We start from the raw sequence: 18,892 nt of genomic DNA, 5'->3' as shown, positions 1-18,892 counted from the left end.
GCCGGCAGACGTCAGTTGACCGCCCGCTCGGTGTTTTCAAAGCGCACGGGGGTGTCGGCTGCGGCCCGCTTGCGCGAGGACGTGGCACCAATGTCGGCCCAGCGGTTGATGAAGCGCCGCGCCGGATTCTCGAAATAGGCGTAGGTGCGGTCCGCGGCGATGGTCAGGACCGCACAGCACGCCAGGGCGAAGAGGCCGAACTGATCGGGACGCAGTCCGAGCCAGATCCACAACGGCTTGAACACGGCAATGAGGATGGCATCGTGCAGCATGTAGATCGCATATGAGGTGTTGCCGAGCCGTCCGAGCAGGCGGGCGCCCGGAAACTCCTTGAAGGCGCTTTCGCCGACCGCAGTGAGCAGGATGGCGCAGGAGAACAGCAGGATGGCGAGGTCCGGCTTGGCGAAGACGTTGAGGACGAGCACGGAGAGGCCGAACGTGCCGATGCCGGCGAAGATCATCCGCTTGTGCCGGTAGGGATGCGACATCCGGAATAGAATGGCGAGCAGGATACCGTTCAGAAAGCTCGGCAGTGCGCGGAGCATCCCGTAATCGAAATTGGCGCCATACATTTGCGACCGTTCCTGCCAGATCGGCAAATGGCCGTGGGCAAGGACCAGATAGAGCGCGGCCACGATCGCGCCGAGCACGATCGGTTGCATCTTGCGTGCAAGCAGCATCAGCAGTGGAAAGATCAGATAGCAGAAGAACTCCGCGCTGATCGACCAGGACGGCGAGTTGAAGCTGAGATGGTCGGTGACGCCCCACGCCTGGAGCAGCAGAAGGTTGTACAGGAAGTCCAGCGGGGTCGAGCGGGCCGTGCGCTCCAGGCCGACGCCGATGAGCACCACGAAGATGAGCAAGCTCAGCAGATGCAGCGGATAGATCCGTGCAATACGCCGGATCATGAAGCGGGAATAGGCCGCCACGCCACGTGCATCGGACGGGTAGGAATAGGAGATCACGAAGCCGGACAGGATGAAGAACATGTCCACGAACAGGCCGTAGGACCCGTTCCAGGCCGGCGAAATGCCCGTGTCGATCAGCTTCAGGTGGAAGATGAAGACCCCGAGCGCAGCGACGAAGCGGTAGAAGTCGAGAACGACAAAACGTCTTGCTTCACTTGCTTCCATCGGGCCTCGGAGTCCTTGCGCGGTTCGTCTCGCTTCTAGAGACGAATTGTGACGCAAGTTCGCTGGATGGAGCGGGGAAGGTGGCGTGATCGCGGATCGGTCGGCCTTGAGTTCCTCGAGACCATCTTGCCCGGGAAGGGAACGACTTCATCGTCCCAATTCTGCCTCTTGATGAGGCAGGCGCCTAATGAGCGGGCCGGGACCTTGGCTGGTCCCGGCCCGTGTCAACATTGATGCGTCCTGTCGTCAGTGCGCCGTGCTCAGACGAACAAGAAATCGTGGCTCGTCAGGCTGCTGACATAGACGTTCTTCAGCAGGATCGAATCATTGGCCGAGAACGTGATCAGCGCATTCGTACCGGACTGCGTGATCTGCAGGTGACTGTAGTCAGCGGCCAGGAGCTTCGAGATCTGGACCACGTCGTGGGTTGTGCCGTCACCGGCCTGGAAGTTGAGGATCTGGTCCTGGCCGTGATCGTAGGCAACCGTGGTCGAGTTTGGCGCGGCCGAGAACACGTCATTGCCGGCCCCGCCCTGGATCGTCACGCCGCCGGCGACGGCTGTGACATTGTGGGTGCCGTCGGCCTTGGTCTGATCGAAGAATTGCAGCGCGCTGGCGGAGTTGTAATTCTCGTGCTGCGTCGTCCCGGTCTGTCCGTTGAAGTTGAACAGGAAGACGTCCTTCGAGCCGTCGGTGTTGTTGGCGATCTCCTGGGTCTTGGTGCCGGCGCTGTTGTAGATGTCGGTCAGCTTGCTGCCGTCGTCATGGATGACCTGGGTATAGTCCAGGGTGCCGTCGGCGTGCGTCCGGGTGAGCTCGACCATCTTGCCCGAGGCATCGAGGTGCTGATGCTGGGTCGTATAGGACTGCCCGGTGATGTTGTAGTTCCAGTTGTCGGATGTGCCGTCGGCGTTCTTGATGTAGGCAGCGCTCTTCACGCCGCCGGCATAGACGGTCGTGGAGCTGTAACCGTCGCTCTTGGTCGTTACCTCACTGGTGATGACCCCGTTGGCATCGTACCAGTCGGAGGTCTTGGTGCCGTCGGCGCTCTGCTCCAGCGTGAAGGCCAGGCTGTTGTCCGCGTGGGTGCGAACAATATCGGTGAGGAAGCCGGTGGAATCGTAACTGTCGTGCTCGTTCGTGTAGTTCTGGCCGACGACGTTGAACTGGAAGACGTCCTTCGACCCGTCGGCGTGGTAGTCGGTTTCCGTCTTCTTGACCCCTGATGCATCGTAGTTGGTCACCACGCTGCTGCCGTCGCTGTTGACGACCTGGGTATAGTCGAGCGAGTTGTCGGCATGCCAGCGGGTCACCTCGGTGGTCTGGCCGGATGGATCGAGGTGCTGGTACTGCGTGGTATAGCTCTGCCCGGTGATGTTGTAGCTGTAATTGTCGTGACTCATGTCCGCGTTGGTGATGTATGCCGCGGTCTTCACGCCATTGGTGTACACCGTGGTCGAGCTGTAACCGCTCGGCTTCTGGACCACCTCGCTGGTCAGCACGCCGCTGGCATCGTACCAGTCCGTGGTCTTGGCCCCATCGGCGCTCTGCACCAGCTTGAACGCCATGCTGCCGTCGGCGTGCTTGCGAATCAGCGTGGTGAGGAAGCCGGTCGCATCGTAGATGTCGTGTTCAGTCGTGTAGGTCTGGCCGGTGATGTTGAAGAGGAAAACGTCCTTGCTGCCGTCGGCGTGATAGTCGGTTTCCTTGGTCCGCGTTCCCGCGGCATCATAATTGGTGACGACGCTGCTGCCGTCGCCGTTGATCACCTGGGTATAGTCGAGCGTGCCGTCGGCATGCTTTCGGGTGACGGCGGTGACCTTGCCCGTGGGATCGACGTGCTGGATCAGCGTGGTGTAGCTCTGGCCGGTGATGCCGTAGGCATAATTGTCCTGGCTGCCGTCGGCATTCTTCACGTAGGCGTTGGTCTTGACCCCGTTGCTGTAGAGCGTGGTCGAGGAGAAGCCGTCGGCCTTCTGGATCACCTCGCTGGTGAGGCTGCCGGCGGCATTGTACCAATCGGTCGTCTTGGTGCCGTCGGTCGTCTGAGTGAGCTTGAAGGCGAGGCTGCCGTCGGTGTGCAGCCGCGTCAGGCTGGTGAGAAAGCCAGTCGAATTGTAGACATCGTGCTCGGTCGTGTAGTTCTGGCCCGTGATGTTGTAGGTCCAGACATCCTTGCTGTGGTCGGCATGATAGGCGGTCTCGACCAGCTTGACGCCGGTGGCGCTATAGGTGGTGATCACGCTGCTGCCGTCGGCGTTGTAGACCTGCGTCGAGTCCAGCGAGCCGTCGGCATGGCTGCGGGTCACCGAGGTGACCTTTCCGGATGCATCGAGATGCTGCACCTGGGTGGTGAAGCTCTTGCCCGTGATGCCGTAGGTGTAATTGTCTTGCGAGCCATCGGCATTCTTGACGTAGGCGGCCGTCTTCACACCGCTCGTGTAGAGCGTGGTGGAGTAATAGCCGTCGGACTTCTGGACGACTTCGCTCAGAAGGGTTCCGGCCGTGTTGTAGGTGTCGGTGGTCCTGGTTGCGTCGGTGTCGACATGAACGAATTTCGTCTTCACGCCGCCGGTGTAGCTGATCAGGTCCTTGGAACCATCGGTGTAGGCGACGGTGGTCGAGGTCGGCTGTCCGCTTGAGTTCAGGCCGGTGTCCGACTTCGACACAAGCGATCCGCTGGAATTATAGGTCTTCGTGCTGCTCCAGGTCGCAGCCGAGTTCGTCACCGAGAACGAGTAGCCGCCCTGGATCTTGGAGAGGGCGCTGCCGTAATGGGCGATCATGTAGTCCATGGTCGCCTTCGAGGCGACCGGAAGGACGTGTGAGTCGGTCAGCGTGATGGTCTGCAGGGCCGTGGAGTCGCTGAGGTCGGACAGTTGCGGCACGATCTCGGCGGCCGTGCCGCTGACAGTGGTCCTTGTATCCGGCGGAGTCGTGGTCGTTGGAGGCGCGTCGATCTCGATGATCAGCGGGTGATCGCTGACCGGGATGGTGATCGTGCTGACGTCGGTGTAGCTGGCGATCGCCGTGGTCCCCGTCAGCGTGTCGTACACCTTCACCGAATGATGCACGCCGCCGAGATTCACCGTGACGGTCTCGGTCGGATTGGAAATCTCGGTGTCGTTGGCATCCTTCCAGAGCTTCGGCTCCGCCCACACGACGAGCTCGTAGGCGCCGTTGCTCTTGCCGAGCACCATGCTGTTGCCTGTGGCTGGCATGTTGCTCAGGGTGTAGTTCAACGGATCAGTCGGCTGCAGGCCGCCCTTGCCGTCGTCGGCCAGAATGGTCGTCAGGTTGTGAATGGCGGTGGCGGCGAGCTTCGGCGTCCCGTCGGAATTGAACAGTCCGAAATTGGCTTCGGGATTGGTATTGCCGGCGGAGGAGTCGCGGTCGAACAGCTCGTAGAGATAAGTCTCGCTGACGCCGGCCTTGTAGGCATCGACCAGGGTGTTCAGGATCGATTTGGCCTGCACCGTCTCGTTGACACCGAGATATTGGGTGTTGGCTTGCGTGGTGTAGCCGGTCTCGGTGATGACGACCGGCTTTCCCGGGGCCGCGGCCATCACTGCGCTCAGCGTTGCCGAAATCGAGCTGCCGGTCGTCAGGCTGGTGCTGACATAGGCGTGGGCGTTGGCGTAGTCGACCGAGCCCGACATGTCGCCGAGCTGGCTGTAGCCTTGCGGATCGTTGTAGGCCAGTGACAGATTGTAGACCGGGATGCTGCCGAGCGCGGCGTTGGCGTTGACGGCCTGATAGAGCGCGCTCTGGAACTGAGCTGCGGCGGTAAGGCTCGAACTGCCGTTGTAGCTGAAGGGCTGGTGATTGGCCTCGTTGAGCCCTTCGATCGCGCTGATGCTGCCCGGGTGGCTCGCCGCGAACTTCTGGAGCGAGGCGATGTAGTTCTGCAGCCCGGTTGTGCCCGTCTGGGGCAGCGCCGATGACACCAGGAAGTCGAACTTGTAGCCGGCAGCGGCCAGACCCTCGACAACGGGTTGCGCGGCCGGGCTGGTCCCCATCGCGTCGCGGAGATGGGTGACGCCGAGATACTCGAGGTCATCGACCATCAGCGCGAGATTGTTGTAGCCGGTCCAGCCGAAGCCGGCGTGCGTGTTGACGCCGATGGAGTCGATGAAGCCGCTGGCGGACAGGATGGTTTGATCGGACATTGCACACTCGAGTTTCAGCGCGAACGAAATTGCTCGCAGGGATTGCGTTCAAGCTTCTCTGTCGAGTGTGAATTTCAGATAAAAATGGAAGCTACAAATCGCGAGCGAAACGAGGTTCCTTGTGCAGGAACAGACTTGCTCTGTGTTGCAGCAGAATATTGATGCGATGCCCGGGCAGCATGGCGTGAGGAAGGCGCTTTCAAGATTTTCGCGATTTGCGCTGCTGAATGTATGCGCAGGCCGCGCGAATTGGATTTTATATGACAGATCTGAGCGAGCGGTCGGCGCGCTCGCGGCGCGCGAGATCGGCAAGGAGCAGCAAGACATTTTCTCGCTGGCCGTCAATCGAAGTATCTTCGTCTCATTCCTTCGCAGCTCGCGCTTTCCTGCACGGGAAGTTCGCAGATGCCGCTTCCATGGGCGGTTAAACCAATCAATTTGCGCGCAATGGTTGTGGTTGCTCAGGGATGGTGCAGCAATCGCCGCGGAAACTGCTGATGAAGACCCGGTTCCGTATCGGAACCAGATTCGCTTCGCATAACGCTGGTGCGGCCAATCAGCCGCGGCGGGCCAGCATTAGAAAATCTCCGCGCCATCCGATGACCGCCGTTGCAATCGCGGCGATCGCGATCTTGCCGGCCAGCCATGCCGCGGGCTCCGTCGGTATCGAACCGAGCGATCCGATCAGGATTGCGGCCACCCCCGCCTGCATGACCAACGGCCAGCGCGGGAGCGCCTCAAACCGCAGCGTGGGGCCGAGTGCGACCAGTATGGTCGCGAGCGTGGCGAGCGAAGCACAGCTGACTGCCGCTCGCGGCGACAGGCCGGCCGATACCGCGACCGCGGCGAAGGACACGACGAGGGCGAGCTGGCCGGCCGCGACGACGACGAGCCTGGTCGCCAGCTTCTCGAGGTGGGGAACGACCGCGATCGTCGCCTGCAGATGGGTGTGCAGGAAATAAAAGGCGGCGACCGTTGGGGCCGTCTCCAGAAAGCCATCCAGGCTGGCCTGCGGCACCAGGATACGGGCTGCATCTGGAATAAATCCAATCAGACCACCGAGCAGCACGAGGGTCGTGCAGATCATGAATTCGAACATCCGCCGCGCCGACTGCACCGATTTTGCGCTGCCTCCGTGTTCGAAGTCGTTGACCACTTCCGGATAGCTCACGGTGTGGATCGCTGCATTGAGGACCCAGAAGGGACGCTGCAGGAGGTCAAGCGCAATCGAAAAGCCCGCCCCGGCTCCGGTCGCACCCAGCTGGCCGACGACGATGACACGGAGCAGCACCGGCACCGACAGATGGATAACCGACGCGCCTGCCGCAAGCATGCCGTAGCGGGAGAAATCCTTCCAGTCGGCCAGCATCGTCTGCAGCGGGACGGGCTCCATCGGCGTGCGATAGGCGACAAGGCCGGCGAGCAGGCCGAGGGCGTGACCCGAGGCAATACCGAGCAGCGCCGCTTCCGCCGTTCCCGAGATCATTGCCCCCGCGGCGGCTCCGATCAGGAGGGCGGTGGCACGCAACGCAAGCAGAAAGGATGCGATGCCCAGCCGGTCGGACAGGCGGACCGACAGGAAGTAGAGATCCGTCAAGCCCTGTAGCACGGATATGCCGAGACCCAAGGCGACGATCCGCGTCGGGAGCACGCTGGCCAGAGACGCGCAACTCCCGACCACGACGAGCGCGGCTGCGCTCGACAGGCCTGCTGCAAACAGCGACCACCTCAGCCGCGCCGCCTCGTTTTCTTTGGCTGCCGCCAGAAAGCGCAACCCGGCCAGCTGCAGCCACTCGAACATCAGGACGCAGAGCAATTGGCTCGAGGCCAGCGCGAGGGAAAAGTTGGTGTAGTCGGCGGCGGGCAACAGATGGCTGATCGCGAAGATCAGGATGATCGCCGCGGCGCTCTGGTAGACATAGCCCGCCATCGCGAGGAGGCGTGTCATCGCGGAATGAGGCGCTCCTTGCCGACGATCGACGGCCCCTGCGACGCTTCGGCCGTTGCTGCGCGCACGTGCGACATCCGCTGCTCGCGCAATTGTTCATACAGGTTCTTGTATGAAGACAGCACGTCAGAGAATATCCATTTGTTGGTATCCGCGATCAGGCGCCGGCTGATCTCGTCGATCTTGTGCGGATCGGCTGCGACCGCGAGCATGCTCCTGGCCAGGGATTGTGGATCGGCTTCGGTCAGCCAGCCGGTCACCCCGTGCTCGATGACCTCGGGCATGCCGCCGAAGCGCGTTCCGAGCAGCGGCCTGCCGGCAGCCTTGGCATCTGCGACGACGAGCGGACCGGGGTCGTGCCAGATGGAGGGCGCGATTACGACGTCGACCTGCTTGTAGAAATCGTCCGGCACCACGAAGCCCATGAACTCGATCCGCGCATCAGGCGCGAACGCCCTGAGGCGCCGTTGCTCCTCCTCGCTGACCCGTCCGGCGATCATCATGCGAATCCGATCGCGGGGCAGCTGAGCAAGGGCCTGCATCAAATTGTCGATGCCCTTTTCCTCGGTGAGGCGGCCGATGAACCCGAACGTCACTTCCGTGGTGCAGACCGGCCGAGGGTAGGGCTCGCGCGGCGGCTCGGTCGAGGCGTTGCGGATCACTGTGCGGATCGGCGTCTCCGAGAACATGCCCATGTCGGTATGAATGGACAGGACGCGCTCGCTCACGCCGACCACGGCGCTGAGCCAATGCGTGGCACGCTTGCGATGAAAGCTCAGAATTCCGCAGCTCGTGCAGGTGTGCTCGCAGGACCGTCCGTTCTCGAAGCGGGAGCAGCGCGGGCAGGTCAGATAATAGTCATGAAGCGTATGGAGCACGGGGACCCCGAGCTGGGCGGCAACGCGCCAGACCGCGGTGGTGAGTCCCGACAGATTGTTGGAGTGCAGCACGTCCGGCTTGAAGGCCCGGATGCGTTCCGCAATCAGGGGGGCCTGCATCTGCCAGTCGTCGATCGCGTGCCAGATGCTGCGCAATGCGACGTTCTTCTGCTCCGTGAAGGGCAGATACACGTTTCGCACCGGCGCGGAATAGACGTTAATGCCGTCGCAGGTTTCCGGAGCCTGATGAGGCGTAGATGCGGCCCGGATCACTTCCACCTCGTCACCGCGTTGCACCAGGCCTTCTGCGAAGCGCCGGGCGAAGATCTCCGCGCCGCCGACGATCTTTGGGGCCTGAGGCGTTGGATAAAGCGTGGACGTCAAAAGAACTTTCATCGCGTCAACCTCATGTCTGCAAAATCGCGTCTACCGCGCCGGCCTGATCTCCAGGGCGGGAACGGCACTGTCATTGGCTGCAATCAGAACCGGTGTGCTCGAAACGGGGATCCAGACCCCGGACGCAGGCCTTGCCGCCTGGTCGCACGGCATCGCAAAGCTTGCGCCCTGTTGATCGCCCTTGAGCCGGATCTCGTAACGTCGGTCCGGGGCCTCGGACCAGACCGCAACTCTGCCGCCGGAAGTCGTCGATGCATTGATCGACACGACGCCGCTGGCGAGCTCGCGGCGCTCGGCACTCAGGCTGGGGCGAATGAAGGCCCAGGCCCCCTGGGCCGCGCAGGCAACCGGCTTTGGCGAATTATCGAAACGATAGAGTCCGAAATTATCCTCCAGCTCCGACGGGTTCTTTCCACTGTCCTTGAGCTCGTAGAGCCACATGCCCTTGAGCCAGCGTGTCGCGGTCGACGCCCACAGGATGAGCTGCGCGGTATTGTCGGCCTGGGCCTGCTCGCTGACGCCGCATTTGTTGGTGGCCGTGGTCCAGCCCGTCTCGGTGACATAGATCGGGAAGTCAGGATTTCCGCTGGCCTGGCCGACCATGCGGTGAAACGCCGTGAGCCGGTCGATGATCTCGGCCGACGTGCGTTTGCTCGGGCCCATGCAGAAATTGTAGAGATGGATCGAAGCACCGTCCGCATGCTGAAGAATGCCGGTTCGCAGCATCTTCTCCGTCCATGTCCAGCCCGGATCGTCGCCAAGAGCTCCGATCAGGAAAGGCGCATGCGGTGCTACGCGCTTCACCGCCGGCCGCGCGACTTGCGCGAGCGCCAGATAGTTCTCCGGCGAGAACGCCGGATCCTTCTTTGCCGCCAGATTCCATTCGTTCCAGAGCTCGAAGACCGGATGCTGCGCCACGACCGATTGCGCCGCAGCAGCAGCATAATCGGCGAACCGCTGCCGGGCCTCATCGGTGGTCGGTGGCGTGGAATTCGGAACCAGATGATGGCCGAACGCGAGGATCAGGAGAGGGCGCGCGACGCCGGACCTGACCTGCGCTTCGAGCCTGCCGAGCCTGGGCGTGAAGCCCATCCGGCGTCCCCCCGCCTCGAAATCGGACCAGGGAAAATCATCGCGGAAGGCGTTGAGGCCGAGTTGCTTGATCTGTGCGACGTTTTCCGAAGGAACGTATCCGCGCGCGCTCACCGGGCCACCCAGCCCCTGATGCGTGCCGACGCCCAGCAGGAATCGAGCATCGAGCGGTTGCGCCTGCTGTGCGCAGACAGAGACCGGCAGAAAAATCGATGCCATGAGGCCCGCGAGGCGGAAGCTGCCGCGAACCAAGGTGCGTGAGAATATCATCGGCTAGATCATGCTCGCGAGCGCGGCGTTCGCGCTGACACCCAGTCCGGTCCATGACATCGCCATCGCGATCTCCTGTATCTGCGACGGCAAGTGTGAACGTCGAGCCATCAGAAATTCTTGGAGAGGTCCGACCGCAGCCCCGCCTTCGCGTCGATCGGTGTACGGTCGTCATGGAGCAGCTCGGCATAGACCTGCTGCAATTGCCCATGCGTCTTCTGAACGTCATAAAACTGCTTGAACCGGTCGTAGCCGCGTTGTCCCAGCACCTTGAGGTCGAGATCGAGTGCTCGCCGGAAACCGTCGACGAGCGGCTGGACCGCGACGGGCTCGCAAAGCACGCCGGTCACGCCATCGACGACGATCTCGGGCAATGCTCCGCTGCGGAACGCCAGGATGGGTTTGGCTGCGCGCATCGCTTCCAGGGCAACGAGGCCGAAGGCCTCCCATCGTGACGGGATCACGACGAGGTCGGCGGCCTCGAGCTGGGTCTCGATGGTCGGGCGATCGAGCCAGCCCAGCAGGGACACGTTGGACGGGACGCTAGGGCCTTCGTACTTATTGACGACGGAGGCGCCGATCATGCGGATCTCCAACACATCCTCGAGCGAGCGTGCCGCCTCGATCAGGAGATCAAAGCCCTTCTGGCGGTCCAGTCGTCCGATGAACAGCACCTTGACCTTTTTGGACGTCCAGTCGGCCGCGACAGGCTGCGGTGTGCGGCTCTTCGAGATGCCGTTATGGACGAGGGTGAGGCGCTCGGCGGGAATTCCGGCGCGGACGGCTTCGTTGAACTCGTCGCTCGAGATGCAGATGATTCGGTCCGACGTGCGTGCAAGGAGGTTCTCCGCCGCTTTCGTCGCGAGATGACTGAGGCGGCCGGTCTCGCGTGAAAACGCCCAGCCGTGCGGGCAATAGACGACGCGCGGACCGTCGGAGCGGGCCGCCAGCGCCGGACGCAGCACGAGGCCCGCAAACGAGGAGTGCAGGTGGACGACATCAGGACGAAAGGCATCCAGCGCTTGCATGCTTGCGCGCAACATCTGGAATAGCCCGGCGATGCCGCGGCCGGATCGTTCGAACGTCGTAATCTGGTTGTCATCGATCGCCGGAAGATCGCGGCGATGATCCGACGGCACAACGTAGTGCACGTTCCCGGTGCCGAAGCTCGCCTGTTGCTGTGGGTGCAACTCGTTCAGGTAGCTGGCAATCCCGCCCCGGATCGTCTCGGCGATGTGCAGCACTTTCATCGTTTGCCTTCCGTAGGGCCGCGTTGGAGAGGCGGACATCCTGTATCCCTGTTCTGAGTTCGCTAGTGCGAGAGACAGTTCCTCGAATACGTAGCGATATTGGGGCAGCGATGTGGTGATGTTGCGCCAAGCTCTTTGTGCGCACGATGGAAGAAACGAAAAATTCTCGTGGAACCAAGCGCACGTGCGCGAGTTGCAGCCAGTTGCAAATTGTTTGTGCGAAAACCGATGCGCGCGATAAGCGAAGTGCATCGAACTTCAAGCAGCGCTGGCAACGTTTGCCGATGGTGTGAGATGATCGAGCAACGACTTCGCCGACTTTTGCCACGAAAAGAACGCAACGCGTTCCTGCTGCCGCCGGCGCTCCTGATCGGAGATGGCGCCGATTGCCAATCTTTCGAGCATCAGTTGCTTCAACGATTCGGCATCATTGGCGTCAAAATACGCAGCGGCGTCGGCACACGTCTCCACGACGGCATCGGCCGTCGAGGCGATGACCGGGCAACCGAAGATCATCGCTTCGAGCGGCGGCACGCCGAAGCCCTCGTACAGCGAGGGAAACACAAATGCCGATGCATGCGCGTAGAGCGCTGCGATCTCGCTGTCCGTCAGACGCCCGGCGAGCAGCAGGCCGGCAGCGCCCTCGCCCGAATTGTCCTGAAAGACCTTGCTGTTGTCGCCGCCGACGATGACCAGAGGAACGTCAGTCCGGTCGAGCAGCTGGATGGCACGGATCGCGACCGAAAGATTCTTGTTCTTGGTTCTGGAGCCCACATAAAGAAAGAACTTCTGCGGCCGAACGCCGAGCCGGGCAATGATGTCGGGATCAGGGTTCGTCCTGGCGAAGTGTTCGGCGCTATTGGGGAAAACCGGGATCGCCGTTGCTGACAGATTCAGCACCTCGGCAAGCTCTTTGCGCGAAAAGGCCGATACGGTTGCGATGCTTGCGTGCCGGGCGAGCAGCCGGCCCATGGTTCGGTGAACTGCAAGATAGCGCCAGTTGAAGAAGTCGGGCCTGCGAAAGACTTGTGCGTCGTGGATCACCACAATGTGGTCGCGATGGAACACGGGGCCGGAATTGGCGAGACTGATCAAGCGGCCTCCCGCAGCGGCGCGCGCCAGGTCGATTTGGTCCCAGGCGTGCCCGCGCAACCGGCCGACGGCGCGAATCTTGATTCGCTCCAGCTGGAGCTGCTCGCTTGCATCCACGGGCGTCAGCAACTGCCAGTCTGCGTTCCGCAGCGCGGCGGGAGTTTGCTCCGACGCCAGAAGCACGTCGATCGCCTTGACGATCTCGGCGGCATAGCGCTGAACGCCGGTGAGCTTTTGCGACAGAAAGCGGCCGTTGATGAAGAATTTCAATTGGCTACCACATTGGTTGATCGGAGTCCGGGCCGACCTTGCGGCGAAGCAAGGCGGAGGACGAGCCGCAAAGGAGCAACCGTTAGGTACAGAAATATGACGCAGCCTCGCACAGTGGAGGCGCTCTGCCTGCATGGCTGGCGCTGCCTTGCTGCGTGCGAGGTCGCGGTGTAGATGTCCGCCATGAGTGACGATACCCACTCCCTCCGCAGCGGAGGGTTGACCGCGACCGTCAAGGCGCACGGCGCCGAGTTGTGCTCGTTGAAGGACGATGTCACCGAGTTCGTCTGGCAGGCCGGGCCGGAATGGCCGCGCCATGCGCCGCTGCTGTTTCCGATCGTGGGACGCCTTGCCCGGGACGAATTGCGGCACCGGGGCAAGACATACCGGATGACCCAGCACGGCTTTGCGCGCGACAGCCGCTTTGCATGGGCGGAGCGCGGCGAAAGCCGCTGCACGCTGGTGCTCGAAGACAGCGAGACGACCCGCGCGCTCTATCCGTTCGCGTTCCGTCTGACCGCAATCTATGCGCTCGACGCCGCCGGCCTCGATCTGACACTTTCGATCGCCAACACCGGCAAGGAGACATTGCCGGCTTCGATCGGCGGCCATCCCGCCTTCAATTGGCCCCTCCGGCCCGAGAGCGCGAAAGAGGACTACGCGCTGACCTTTGCGAAGGTGGAATCGTCTCCCGTCCGCCGTCTTGATGGCGGGCTGCTGCGCGCGGCCGAGGAGCCTGGTCCCGTCAAGGGTAATCAGCTCGCCTTGTCCGAATCCCTGTTCGTCGATGACGCCATCATCTTCGACCGGATCGACAGCAACGCGGTCCGCTATGCTGCGTCCTCCAGCCCCTGGCTGAAAATGTCCTGGCGCGGCTTTCGCGAGCTCGGCGTCTGGTCGAAACCGTCGGGCGCGCCGTTCCTCTGTATCGAGCCCTGGCGCGGCTATGCCAGTCCCGCCGGCTTTGACGGCGAATTCACGGACAAGCCCGGCCTGATGCATATCGCGCCGGGTGCGGAAGAGCGCTTGTCGTTCCGGATCGAGGTCGGAACGTCTTGAGGCCGAAGGGCGAACCGATCGTCGGCCCTCAGACCTCGATGCGCGTGAGATCCTCGCCGAGCACGACCGGCCCCGCATAATCCCGCCGGACATCCGCAAGCAGCGCGTTCAGCATGACATCGTCGGCGCGCGGCCGGTGATGGGTCAGCGCGAGCTTCTTGACGCCGGCCTTGGCCGCAACCTTGCCGACGGCGTCGCCGCAGGCGATCGTGAATTTCGCAAGGCGGCGGAGGTGCTCGTTGTTGATCTCCGGCGTTGCGAGAAAACAGCACTGGACGAGCAAATCGGCTCCCTCAGCCAGCCGCTCGAGCCCGGGGCAGGGGACCGTGTCGCCCGAAATTGCAATGACCTTGCCCTCCGCTTCGAAGCGGTAGCCGAGACACATCCATCGCGCGAGAAAGGCCGGCGGCATGTCGAGGCCGTCGCCATGCGACACCAGCTCGGCGCTGATCTTCCAGCGCCCGGTGTCGAGAACGGGCCCTGGTATGATGTCCGTCGCGACCACGGGTTTCCAGCCGCCGAAGGCCGGCTCGCCCTTATCGCGCCAGGTGATGTCCTTGTCGTAGACCTGCGTGATCAGCGTGTCGACGAGCCGCTCGGTATCCGGCGGTCCATAGACGCGCAGCTCGTCCTTGCGTCCGTGCATCCATGAATTCAGCATCACATCGTAGAGGTCGCCGATGTGGTCGAAGTGATGATGCGTGAGAAAAACCGTGTTGATCGCGCCGAGCGGAACGCCGGCCTTGCTGAGCTGCACCACAACGCCGCGGCCTGCGTCGAACAGGATATTCTCGTCGCCGAGCCTGATCAGGGTGGTCGTCGCCATGCGGCGCGGGTCCGGCCGCGGGCCGCCGGTGCCGAGCAGTATGACCTGCATGGTGCCTACTCCAGCGTGAAGTGTCTCCACAGTAGAGTTTAAGGCGGCAATGAAGCAAGCCGCATCGGGCCGGCAGGGACGGAGCGGGGGCGTTCAGCGCGTGCCGGCCGCAGTGGCGGCGATGGTCGGCGGGAGGATTGATCGGTCCGATCCCGCCGATGTCAGACGGTGCGCCAAATCCTGCGCGCGCCGTTCGACCAGATGCCAGGTCGCGCGCGCGACGAGATAGCTCAGCGCGGCGGTGACGACATAGGCGATGAGCAGCGAGACCAGTCCATCGGCGAACGGCCAGAGCTGATGCAGGCCGTAGATCACCGCGAAGTGCGACAGGTACATCGAATAGGAATTGCGGCCGACCGCCTCGAGCGGCTGGAAGCGGATCGCAAGCTTGATGCAGCCGGCAACCAGTGCGCCGAGCACGAGGTTGATCATGAGATAGTTGAATTCGTGCGAGCCGGTTATGCGGTTGGCGACGAAGGACAGCGCGATGAAGACCGCGTAGATCGCTGCGTCCGACCGGGCAAACCCGTCGCGTAGCGCGAAGAACAGCGCGCATCCGACCAGGAAGACCGGAAGCTGGTTCAGGAAGCTGATGTGCAGCGTGGTCCAGACGAACGCTTCGTGACCGGGACCGTAATAGGCGGAGAACAGCGCGAAGGCCCACGGCTTGAACAGGCAGACATTGACGAGATGCAGCACGATCGCCAGCGCGAGATAGAGATGGCGGCGCGAGCCGAACGCGGTGATCAGAAGCGGGAAGACAAGATAGAAGGTCATCTCGGCCGCGATCGACCAGTCGCCGGGCACGACGCTGTTGACGCTGTCCGGCCAGAAGCCGTGCAGGAACGCCACGGTGAGGATCACTTGAGCTGGCCCGATGCCGCCAGGCGCGTTGTCGCTCGGCCCGGTGCCGTTGATGACGAGGTAGATCGGGATCGCGAGCCAGAACAGTGGCGCGATGCGCAGGAAGCGGCGGATATAGAACTTCCGCGTCGGACTGGTTTCGACACGCTGCGTCCACATCAGGCACATCGTCATGGCGCTGACGAAGTAGAACACGTTGACGCCGGTCCAGCCACACATGAAGGCGTAGTCGACGGCGTGGATATTTGATGGAAACGACTGCGAGACGTGGATGGCCATCACGCCGGCGATGGCGAGGCCGCGCAGGACATCGAGCGTGTGCGAACGGCCGAACGGCGCCGTGCCTTGCTCGGTTCGACCGGCAGCCAACCGGGCCTGCCCCTGCATCACGTCTGCTCCGTGGTTCCACATTGTGCGGGCGGGACAATAGAGGCGCAGGTGGGCCTTCCGAAGCCGAAGGCCATTTTTACGTTAACCGGCGGTTGAGTCCGAAGCCGAATGTGAGGGATCGGCGGGCACGGGCCGGCGCAAGGGCCCTGCGGGGGCCGCCCTGCGCTATGATGCGCGGAATGAGAATTGTGGGCCAATTCATACTTAATCCCTGGAGACCATGAGCAATATTGTTTGCGCGTCGCAACGCGCCTAATATTCCGGCAGGCAATTTCGGGGGCTCGAACAAGTCGTGAATGTCCGTTCACATGACAGCGCATTGCGCGGTGACTTGAATTTCCAGGTCGGGTCCCAGGCACACAGGACACCCAAGACCGTGGTTGATCCCGCACTTAAGGAGTTGCGTCCCGCCGGCCGCGAGCGGCTGATCGTCGTCGAGGACGATCCGGTGACGCGGACCATGCTGGTCGGCTATTTCAGCGAGAACAATTTCGACGTGGTCGGCGCCAGTTCCTGCGCTGAGTGCCGCCAGGCGTTGCGCGCCCGAACCGATCTCATCTTCCTCGACGTGCAACTGCCCGATGGCGACGGCTTCGAGCTCGCCAAGGAGATCCAGGCGACCAGCAACGCGGGCATCATCTTCGTGACGCGCCGCGACACCGACGTCGATCGCATCCTCGGCCTCGAGATCGCCGGCGACCACTACGTCACCAAGCCGATCAATCTGCGCGACCTGCTGGCGCGCGCACGCAGCGTGCTGCGGCGACGCTCGCTCGACCGCAAGGCGGCGCGCAACCACAATTCGATCGCCTTCGGCGACTGGATCATCGACCTCACCCGGCGTGAATTGCTCGGCAGCGACGGCAAGCCTGTGGCGCTGACGCGCGCCGAATTCGACCTGCTCGCGGCGCTCGTCGGCGCCGACGGACGGCCGCTCAGCCGCGACTATCTGATCGAGGTCGTCAGCAACCGCCAGGCCGAGGTCGACATCCGCACGGTCGACGCGCTGGTAGCACGACTGCGCCGCAAGCTCGTCGGCAGCGGTACGCCCGTGATCGCGACCGTCACCGGCGTCGGCTACAAGCTCGCGCTTAGCGAGCGGCTATAGGCACTTGTTGTCAGCGCGATGCGACGCGCTTCCATCGCGCTGCGATGCGAGCCTTGATCTGGCTGACCCTGGCCTCGTGCGAGGCCCAATAGGCGCGGCTGGCGGCTGCAGTGCCTTGGCGATAGCGGGCATAGACGGCTTTGGGCTGCGCCGCCATCTTCGGGCGGCTCGCCGGTTTTGCCGGAGCTGCTGCAGGTGCTGCGGAAGTGGGCCGGGGCGCCGGATCCGGAGCGGCCGCAACGTCGGTCTCAAGAGCCTTCGAATTCATGGCGGAAAGACGGTTACGGGCGCGGTTGCAATAGACCTGCGACCGCGCGGTCATCGCTTCCTCGCCATGGCCTGCTCGATACTTCATGAGCGCGCGGCACATGTCCCCGCCAGCCAGCCTCCACGCCTGGCTGAGATAAAGCACCCCATAATGGATGTTGATGTCGGGTTCGGCGAGTTCCGCCTCGCTGCCCTTGAAGCCCAGCATCGCGGCCGTCTCGGGCCGCACCTGCATCAGGCCGATCTCACCGACGCTGCCGACGACGGCCGAATTGTAGCCGCTTTCGACGAAGACGACCGCTTCGGCGATATCGGCCGGCAAATTGGTGTTTGCGGTTTCTCGCTCGATGATCTTCCGGATCATGGCCCGGGATGACGGCGTTTCGCCGGCACCGATCTCCGGCCTGGAGATCGCCGACGTCGTGTCCGGCCCGCCCAGATCGCCGTCTCCAGCCTGTGCGCAGATCGGGGCCGACAACAGCAGGACGACCGCCACGTGTCTCCACGTCGCGCCGAGATTGGAGTATGCCCGATCCCACAGCATCGGTCCGTCATAGAGCCCCGGAGTTAACAAACCGGCCTCCGCTGCGGCGACTAGCGCGCGCGGGCGCTCTGATCGGTGGACGTCGCTTGCGCAGGTTCAGCCAGCCGGTCGTCGATCGCATAGAGCGTACAGGTGGGCGACCATTTCATGCAGGCCGCTAGCGAATCGCGCCGGGCGTCGTCGGCCGTGATGTGTCCCGAACGCCAGCCGTAGCCGCCGTTCGGCGACACCGCGAAAGCCTTGTGCGGCAGCATGCTGGCGAGATAGCGCGCGAACTCGGCCCGCGCGGCCTCGTTGAGCTGGCGCGGCGGCGGCAGCGGGTCGGGCGGGCTCAGGATATCGCGACTGAGGAGGCCGCGCTCGCGCAGGAAGGCGTCGACATAGGGCGTCCATTGCGCACCGCTCGCCACCGCATAGAGGTAGTGGCCGTCGTCACCGAACGGCGGCGCCGCGATGAATTTTGCGTTGCCACCACTGGTGCGAAATCCGTCATGGAGGCGGCGCGCGAGGTCGGGGCCGAAATATGAATCGTTGGTCGCATAGACCCACAGCATCGGCGCGCGCGAGGTCTTGCCGAAGGTGGCGAAGGCCTGCACCAGCCCATCGGGATTGCAGACGTCGTCGTCGTCGCGCGAGCCGCGGCCGCCCGCGAAGTTGATCGCGGCGACGAGACCGGCCGGTGCCTGCGCGGTCAGTGCGACGGTGGCGAGCCCGCCGGCGGAATGACCGGCCGCGATCATGCCTGTTGTTGTGATGTCGGTCCGGCGCGCCATCGCATCGATCGCGGTGCGCAAGTCGGCAACCGCGACCGCGGCTGCAGGCAGGTAAGCGGCTTTCGCGCAGCCGCCGACGCTGTCGACGCGACCGCCAGGCGAGGTGCCGTAGCCGCGCCGCATCACGATCAGCGCGGCAAAGCCGCGCCGGGCGTATTCGAGCGCAATGCCGTAATATTTATGCGCGGACATCGTCGCGCGGTCGTCGAAGCTGCGCGGCGAGCCGTGGCTGAGCAGCGCCAGCGGATAGCGCTTCGTCCCGGCCGGGCGCACCAGGAAGGCCTCCAGCCCCTGTGGCCCGGCCTCCGCCATGGGGATACGGAGATCCTCGGTGTAGAACTCCGCAGCACGCGCTGGCGCACCGGCCACGACGAGGCCGGCGATCAGCAGAAGCAGCTTGCGTGAAAGAGCCATTGGGCGATTCGGAGGGCCTCGATGGCCGGAAGCATAGCATGATCTCCTTGCTTGAACCGTGACCTCGCAGCTATCGCCGTCGTCCTCAGGATGACGGG

The 18,892-nt window shown here is 63.3% G+C and carries 14 protein-coding genes; 3 read left to right on the top strand and 11 right to left on the bottom strand.

Annotated features, from left to right (window positions below; all coding sequences use genetic code 11):
• Positions 1-11: 11 nt before the first annotated feature.
• Positions 12-1,133: an acyltransferase gene (locus tag GDN70_RS30510; RefSeq protein WP_028141799.1), complete on the bottom strand. Its 1,122-nt coding sequence runs from the start codon at positions 1,131-1,133 to the stop codon at positions 12-14.
• A gap of 260 nt (positions 1,134-1,393) precedes the next feature.
• Positions 1,394-5,302 carry an RHS repeat protein gene (locus GDN70_RS30505; RefSeq protein WP_152103413.1) on the bottom strand — a complete coding sequence of 1,303 codons (3,909 nt, stop codon included), beginning with the start codon at positions 5,300-5,302 and terminating at the stop codon, positions 1,394-1,396.
• Between the two features lie 121 nt (positions 5,303-5,423).
• On the opposite strand from GDN70_RS30505, the gene GDN70_RS30500 reads away from it, so the two are divergent.
• Positions 5,424-5,843, top strand: a complete 420-nt coding sequence (locus GDN70_RS30500) for a hypothetical protein (protein ID WP_152103412.1) — start codon at positions 5,424-5,426, stop codon at positions 5,841-5,843.
• A 15-nt stretch (positions 5,844-5,858) separates the two neighbouring features.
• Here GDN70_RS30500 and GDN70_RS30495 read toward each other — a convergent pair whose 3' ends face one another.
• The 5 genes from GDN70_RS30495 to GDN70_RS30475 all read right to left on the bottom strand — a co-directional run bounded on the left by GDN70_RS30495 (position 5,859) and on the right by GDN70_RS30475 (position 12,498).
• On the bottom strand, positions 5,859-7,250 hold the full coding sequence (locus tag GDN70_RS30495; protein ID WP_028141797.1) for a hypothetical protein: 1,392 nt from the start codon (positions 7,248-7,250) through the stop codon (positions 5,859-5,861).
• The gene (locus GDN70_RS30490; protein WP_038951065.1) at positions 7,247-8,524 is read right to left on the bottom strand and encodes a glycosyltransferase family 4 protein; all 1,278 of its coding nucleotides are present in this window, start codon (positions 8,522-8,524) and stop codon (positions 7,247-7,249) included. The genes GDN70_RS30495 and GDN70_RS30490 overlap by 4 nt, the downstream gene beginning before the upstream one ends.
• A 30-nt stretch (positions 8,525-8,554) precedes the next feature.
• Positions 8,555-9,835 carry a hypothetical protein gene (locus tag GDN70_RS30485; protein WP_244429229.1) on the bottom strand — a complete coding sequence of 427 codons (1,281 nt, stop codon included), beginning with the start codon at positions 9,833-9,835 and terminating at the stop codon, positions 8,555-8,557.
• A 161-nt stretch (positions 9,836-9,996) separates the two neighbouring features.
• On the bottom strand, positions 9,997-11,388 hold the full coding sequence (locus GDN70_RS30480; protein ID WP_244625834.1) for a glycosyltransferase: 1,392 nt from the start codon (positions 11,386-11,388) through the stop codon (positions 9,997-9,999).
• A 6-nt stretch (positions 11,389-11,394) separates the two neighbouring features.
• Complete coding sequence (locus GDN70_RS30475) at positions 11,395-12,498, bottom strand: glycosyltransferase family 1 protein (RefSeq protein WP_038951063.1); 1,104 nt, start codon at positions 12,496-12,498, stop codon at positions 11,395-11,397.
• Between the two features lie 183 nt (positions 12,499-12,681).
• Here GDN70_RS30475 and GDN70_RS30470 point away from each other — a divergent pair, with 183 nt between their 5' ends.
• Positions 12,682-13,557 carry an aldose 1-epimerase family protein gene (locus GDN70_RS30470; protein ID WP_038972565.1) on the top strand — a complete coding sequence of 292 codons (876 nt, stop codon included), beginning with the start codon at positions 12,682-12,684 and terminating at the stop codon, positions 13,555-13,557.
• Positions 13,558-13,585: 28 nt separating this feature from the next.
• On the opposite strand, the gene GDN70_RS30465 is transcribed toward GDN70_RS30470, so the two are convergent.
• Positions 13,586-14,434, bottom strand: a complete 849-nt coding sequence (locus GDN70_RS30465) for an MBL fold metallo-hydrolase (RefSeq protein WP_038972566.1) — start codon at positions 14,432-14,434, stop codon at positions 13,586-13,588.
• Between the two features lie 93 nt (positions 14,435-14,527).
• A complete protein-coding gene (locus GDN70_RS30460; RefSeq protein ID WP_152103411.1) occupies positions 14,528-15,685 on the bottom strand; it encodes an acyltransferase in 1,158 nt (385 codons plus the stop codon).
• A 295-nt stretch (positions 15,686-15,980) separates the two neighbouring features.
• Here GDN70_RS30460 and GDN70_RS30455 point away from each other — a divergent pair, with 295 nt between their 5' ends.
• Positions 15,981-16,796, top strand: coding sequence for a response regulator transcription factor (locus tag GDN70_RS30455; protein WP_038951059.1), 816 nt, complete (start codon positions 15,981-15,983; stop codon positions 16,794-16,796).
• 10 nt (positions 16,797-16,806) lie between these two features.
• Here the strand turns inward: GDN70_RS30455 and GDN70_RS30450 are convergent, their stop codons facing one another.
• Positions 16,807-17,559 carry a transglycosylase SLT domain-containing protein gene (locus GDN70_RS30450; RefSeq protein WP_152103410.1) on the bottom strand — a complete coding sequence of 251 codons (753 nt, stop codon included), beginning with the start codon at positions 17,557-17,559 and terminating at the stop codon, positions 16,807-16,809.
• Between the two features lie 98 nt (positions 17,560-17,657).
• Complete coding sequence (locus tag GDN70_RS30445; RefSeq protein ID WP_152103409.1) at positions 17,658-18,794, bottom strand: S9 family peptidase; 1,137 nt, start codon at positions 18,792-18,794, stop codon at positions 17,658-17,660.
• Positions 18,795-18,892: the final 98 nt, after the last annotated feature.

It is taken from the genome of Bradyrhizobium sp. TM102 (assembly GCF_009176685.1).
GTDB lineage: Bacteria > Pseudomonadota > Alphaproteobacteria > Rhizobiales > Xanthobacteraceae > Bradyrhizobium > Bradyrhizobium ottawaense.
Note: the sequence above shows the minus strand (reverse complement) of the source record. Positions and strands in the feature narration are given on the sequence as shown.

Excerpts from the sequence above, each read along its gene's own strand:
- GDN70_RS30510 (WP_028141799.1), bottom strand. The coding sequence starts at position 1,133 with ATGGAAGCAAGTGAAGCAAGACGTTTTGTCGTTCTCGACTTCTACCGC.
- GDN70_RS30505 (WP_152103413.1), bottom strand. The coding sequence starts at position 5,302 with ATGTCCGATCAAACCATCCTGTCCGCCAGCGGCTTCATCGACTCCATC.
- GDN70_RS30495 (WP_028141797.1), bottom strand. The coding sequence starts at position 7,250 with ATGACACGCCTCCTCGCGATGGCGGGCTATGTCTACCAGAGCGCCGCG.
- GDN70_RS30490 (WP_038951065.1), bottom strand. The coding sequence starts at position 8,524 with ATGAAAGTTCTTTTGACGTCCACGCTTTATCCAACGCCTCAGGCCCCA.
- GDN70_RS30485 (WP_244429229.1), bottom strand. The coding sequence starts at position 9,835 with ATGGCATCGATTTTTCTGCCGGTCTCTGTCTGCGCACAGCAGGCGCAA.
- GDN70_RS30480 (WP_244625834.1), bottom strand. The coding sequence starts at position 11,388 with ATGCACTTCGCTTATCGCGCGCATCGGTTTTCGCACAAACAATTTGCA.
- GDN70_RS30470 (WP_038972565.1), top strand. The coding sequence starts at position 12,682 with ATGAGTGACGATACCCACTCCCTCCGCAGCGGAGGGTTGACCGCGACC.
- GDN70_RS30465 (WP_038972566.1), bottom strand. The coding sequence starts at position 14,434 with ATGCAGGTCATACTGCTCGGCACCGGCGGCCCGCGGCCGGACCCGCGC.
- GDN70_RS30460 (WP_152103411.1), bottom strand. The coding sequence starts at position 15,685 with ATGCAGGGGCAGGCCCGGTTGGCTGCCGGTCGAACCGAGCAAGGCACG.
- GDN70_RS30445 (WP_152103409.1), bottom strand. The coding sequence starts at position 18,794 with ATGGCTCTTTCACGCAAGCTGCTTCTGCTGATCGCCGGCCTCGTCGTG.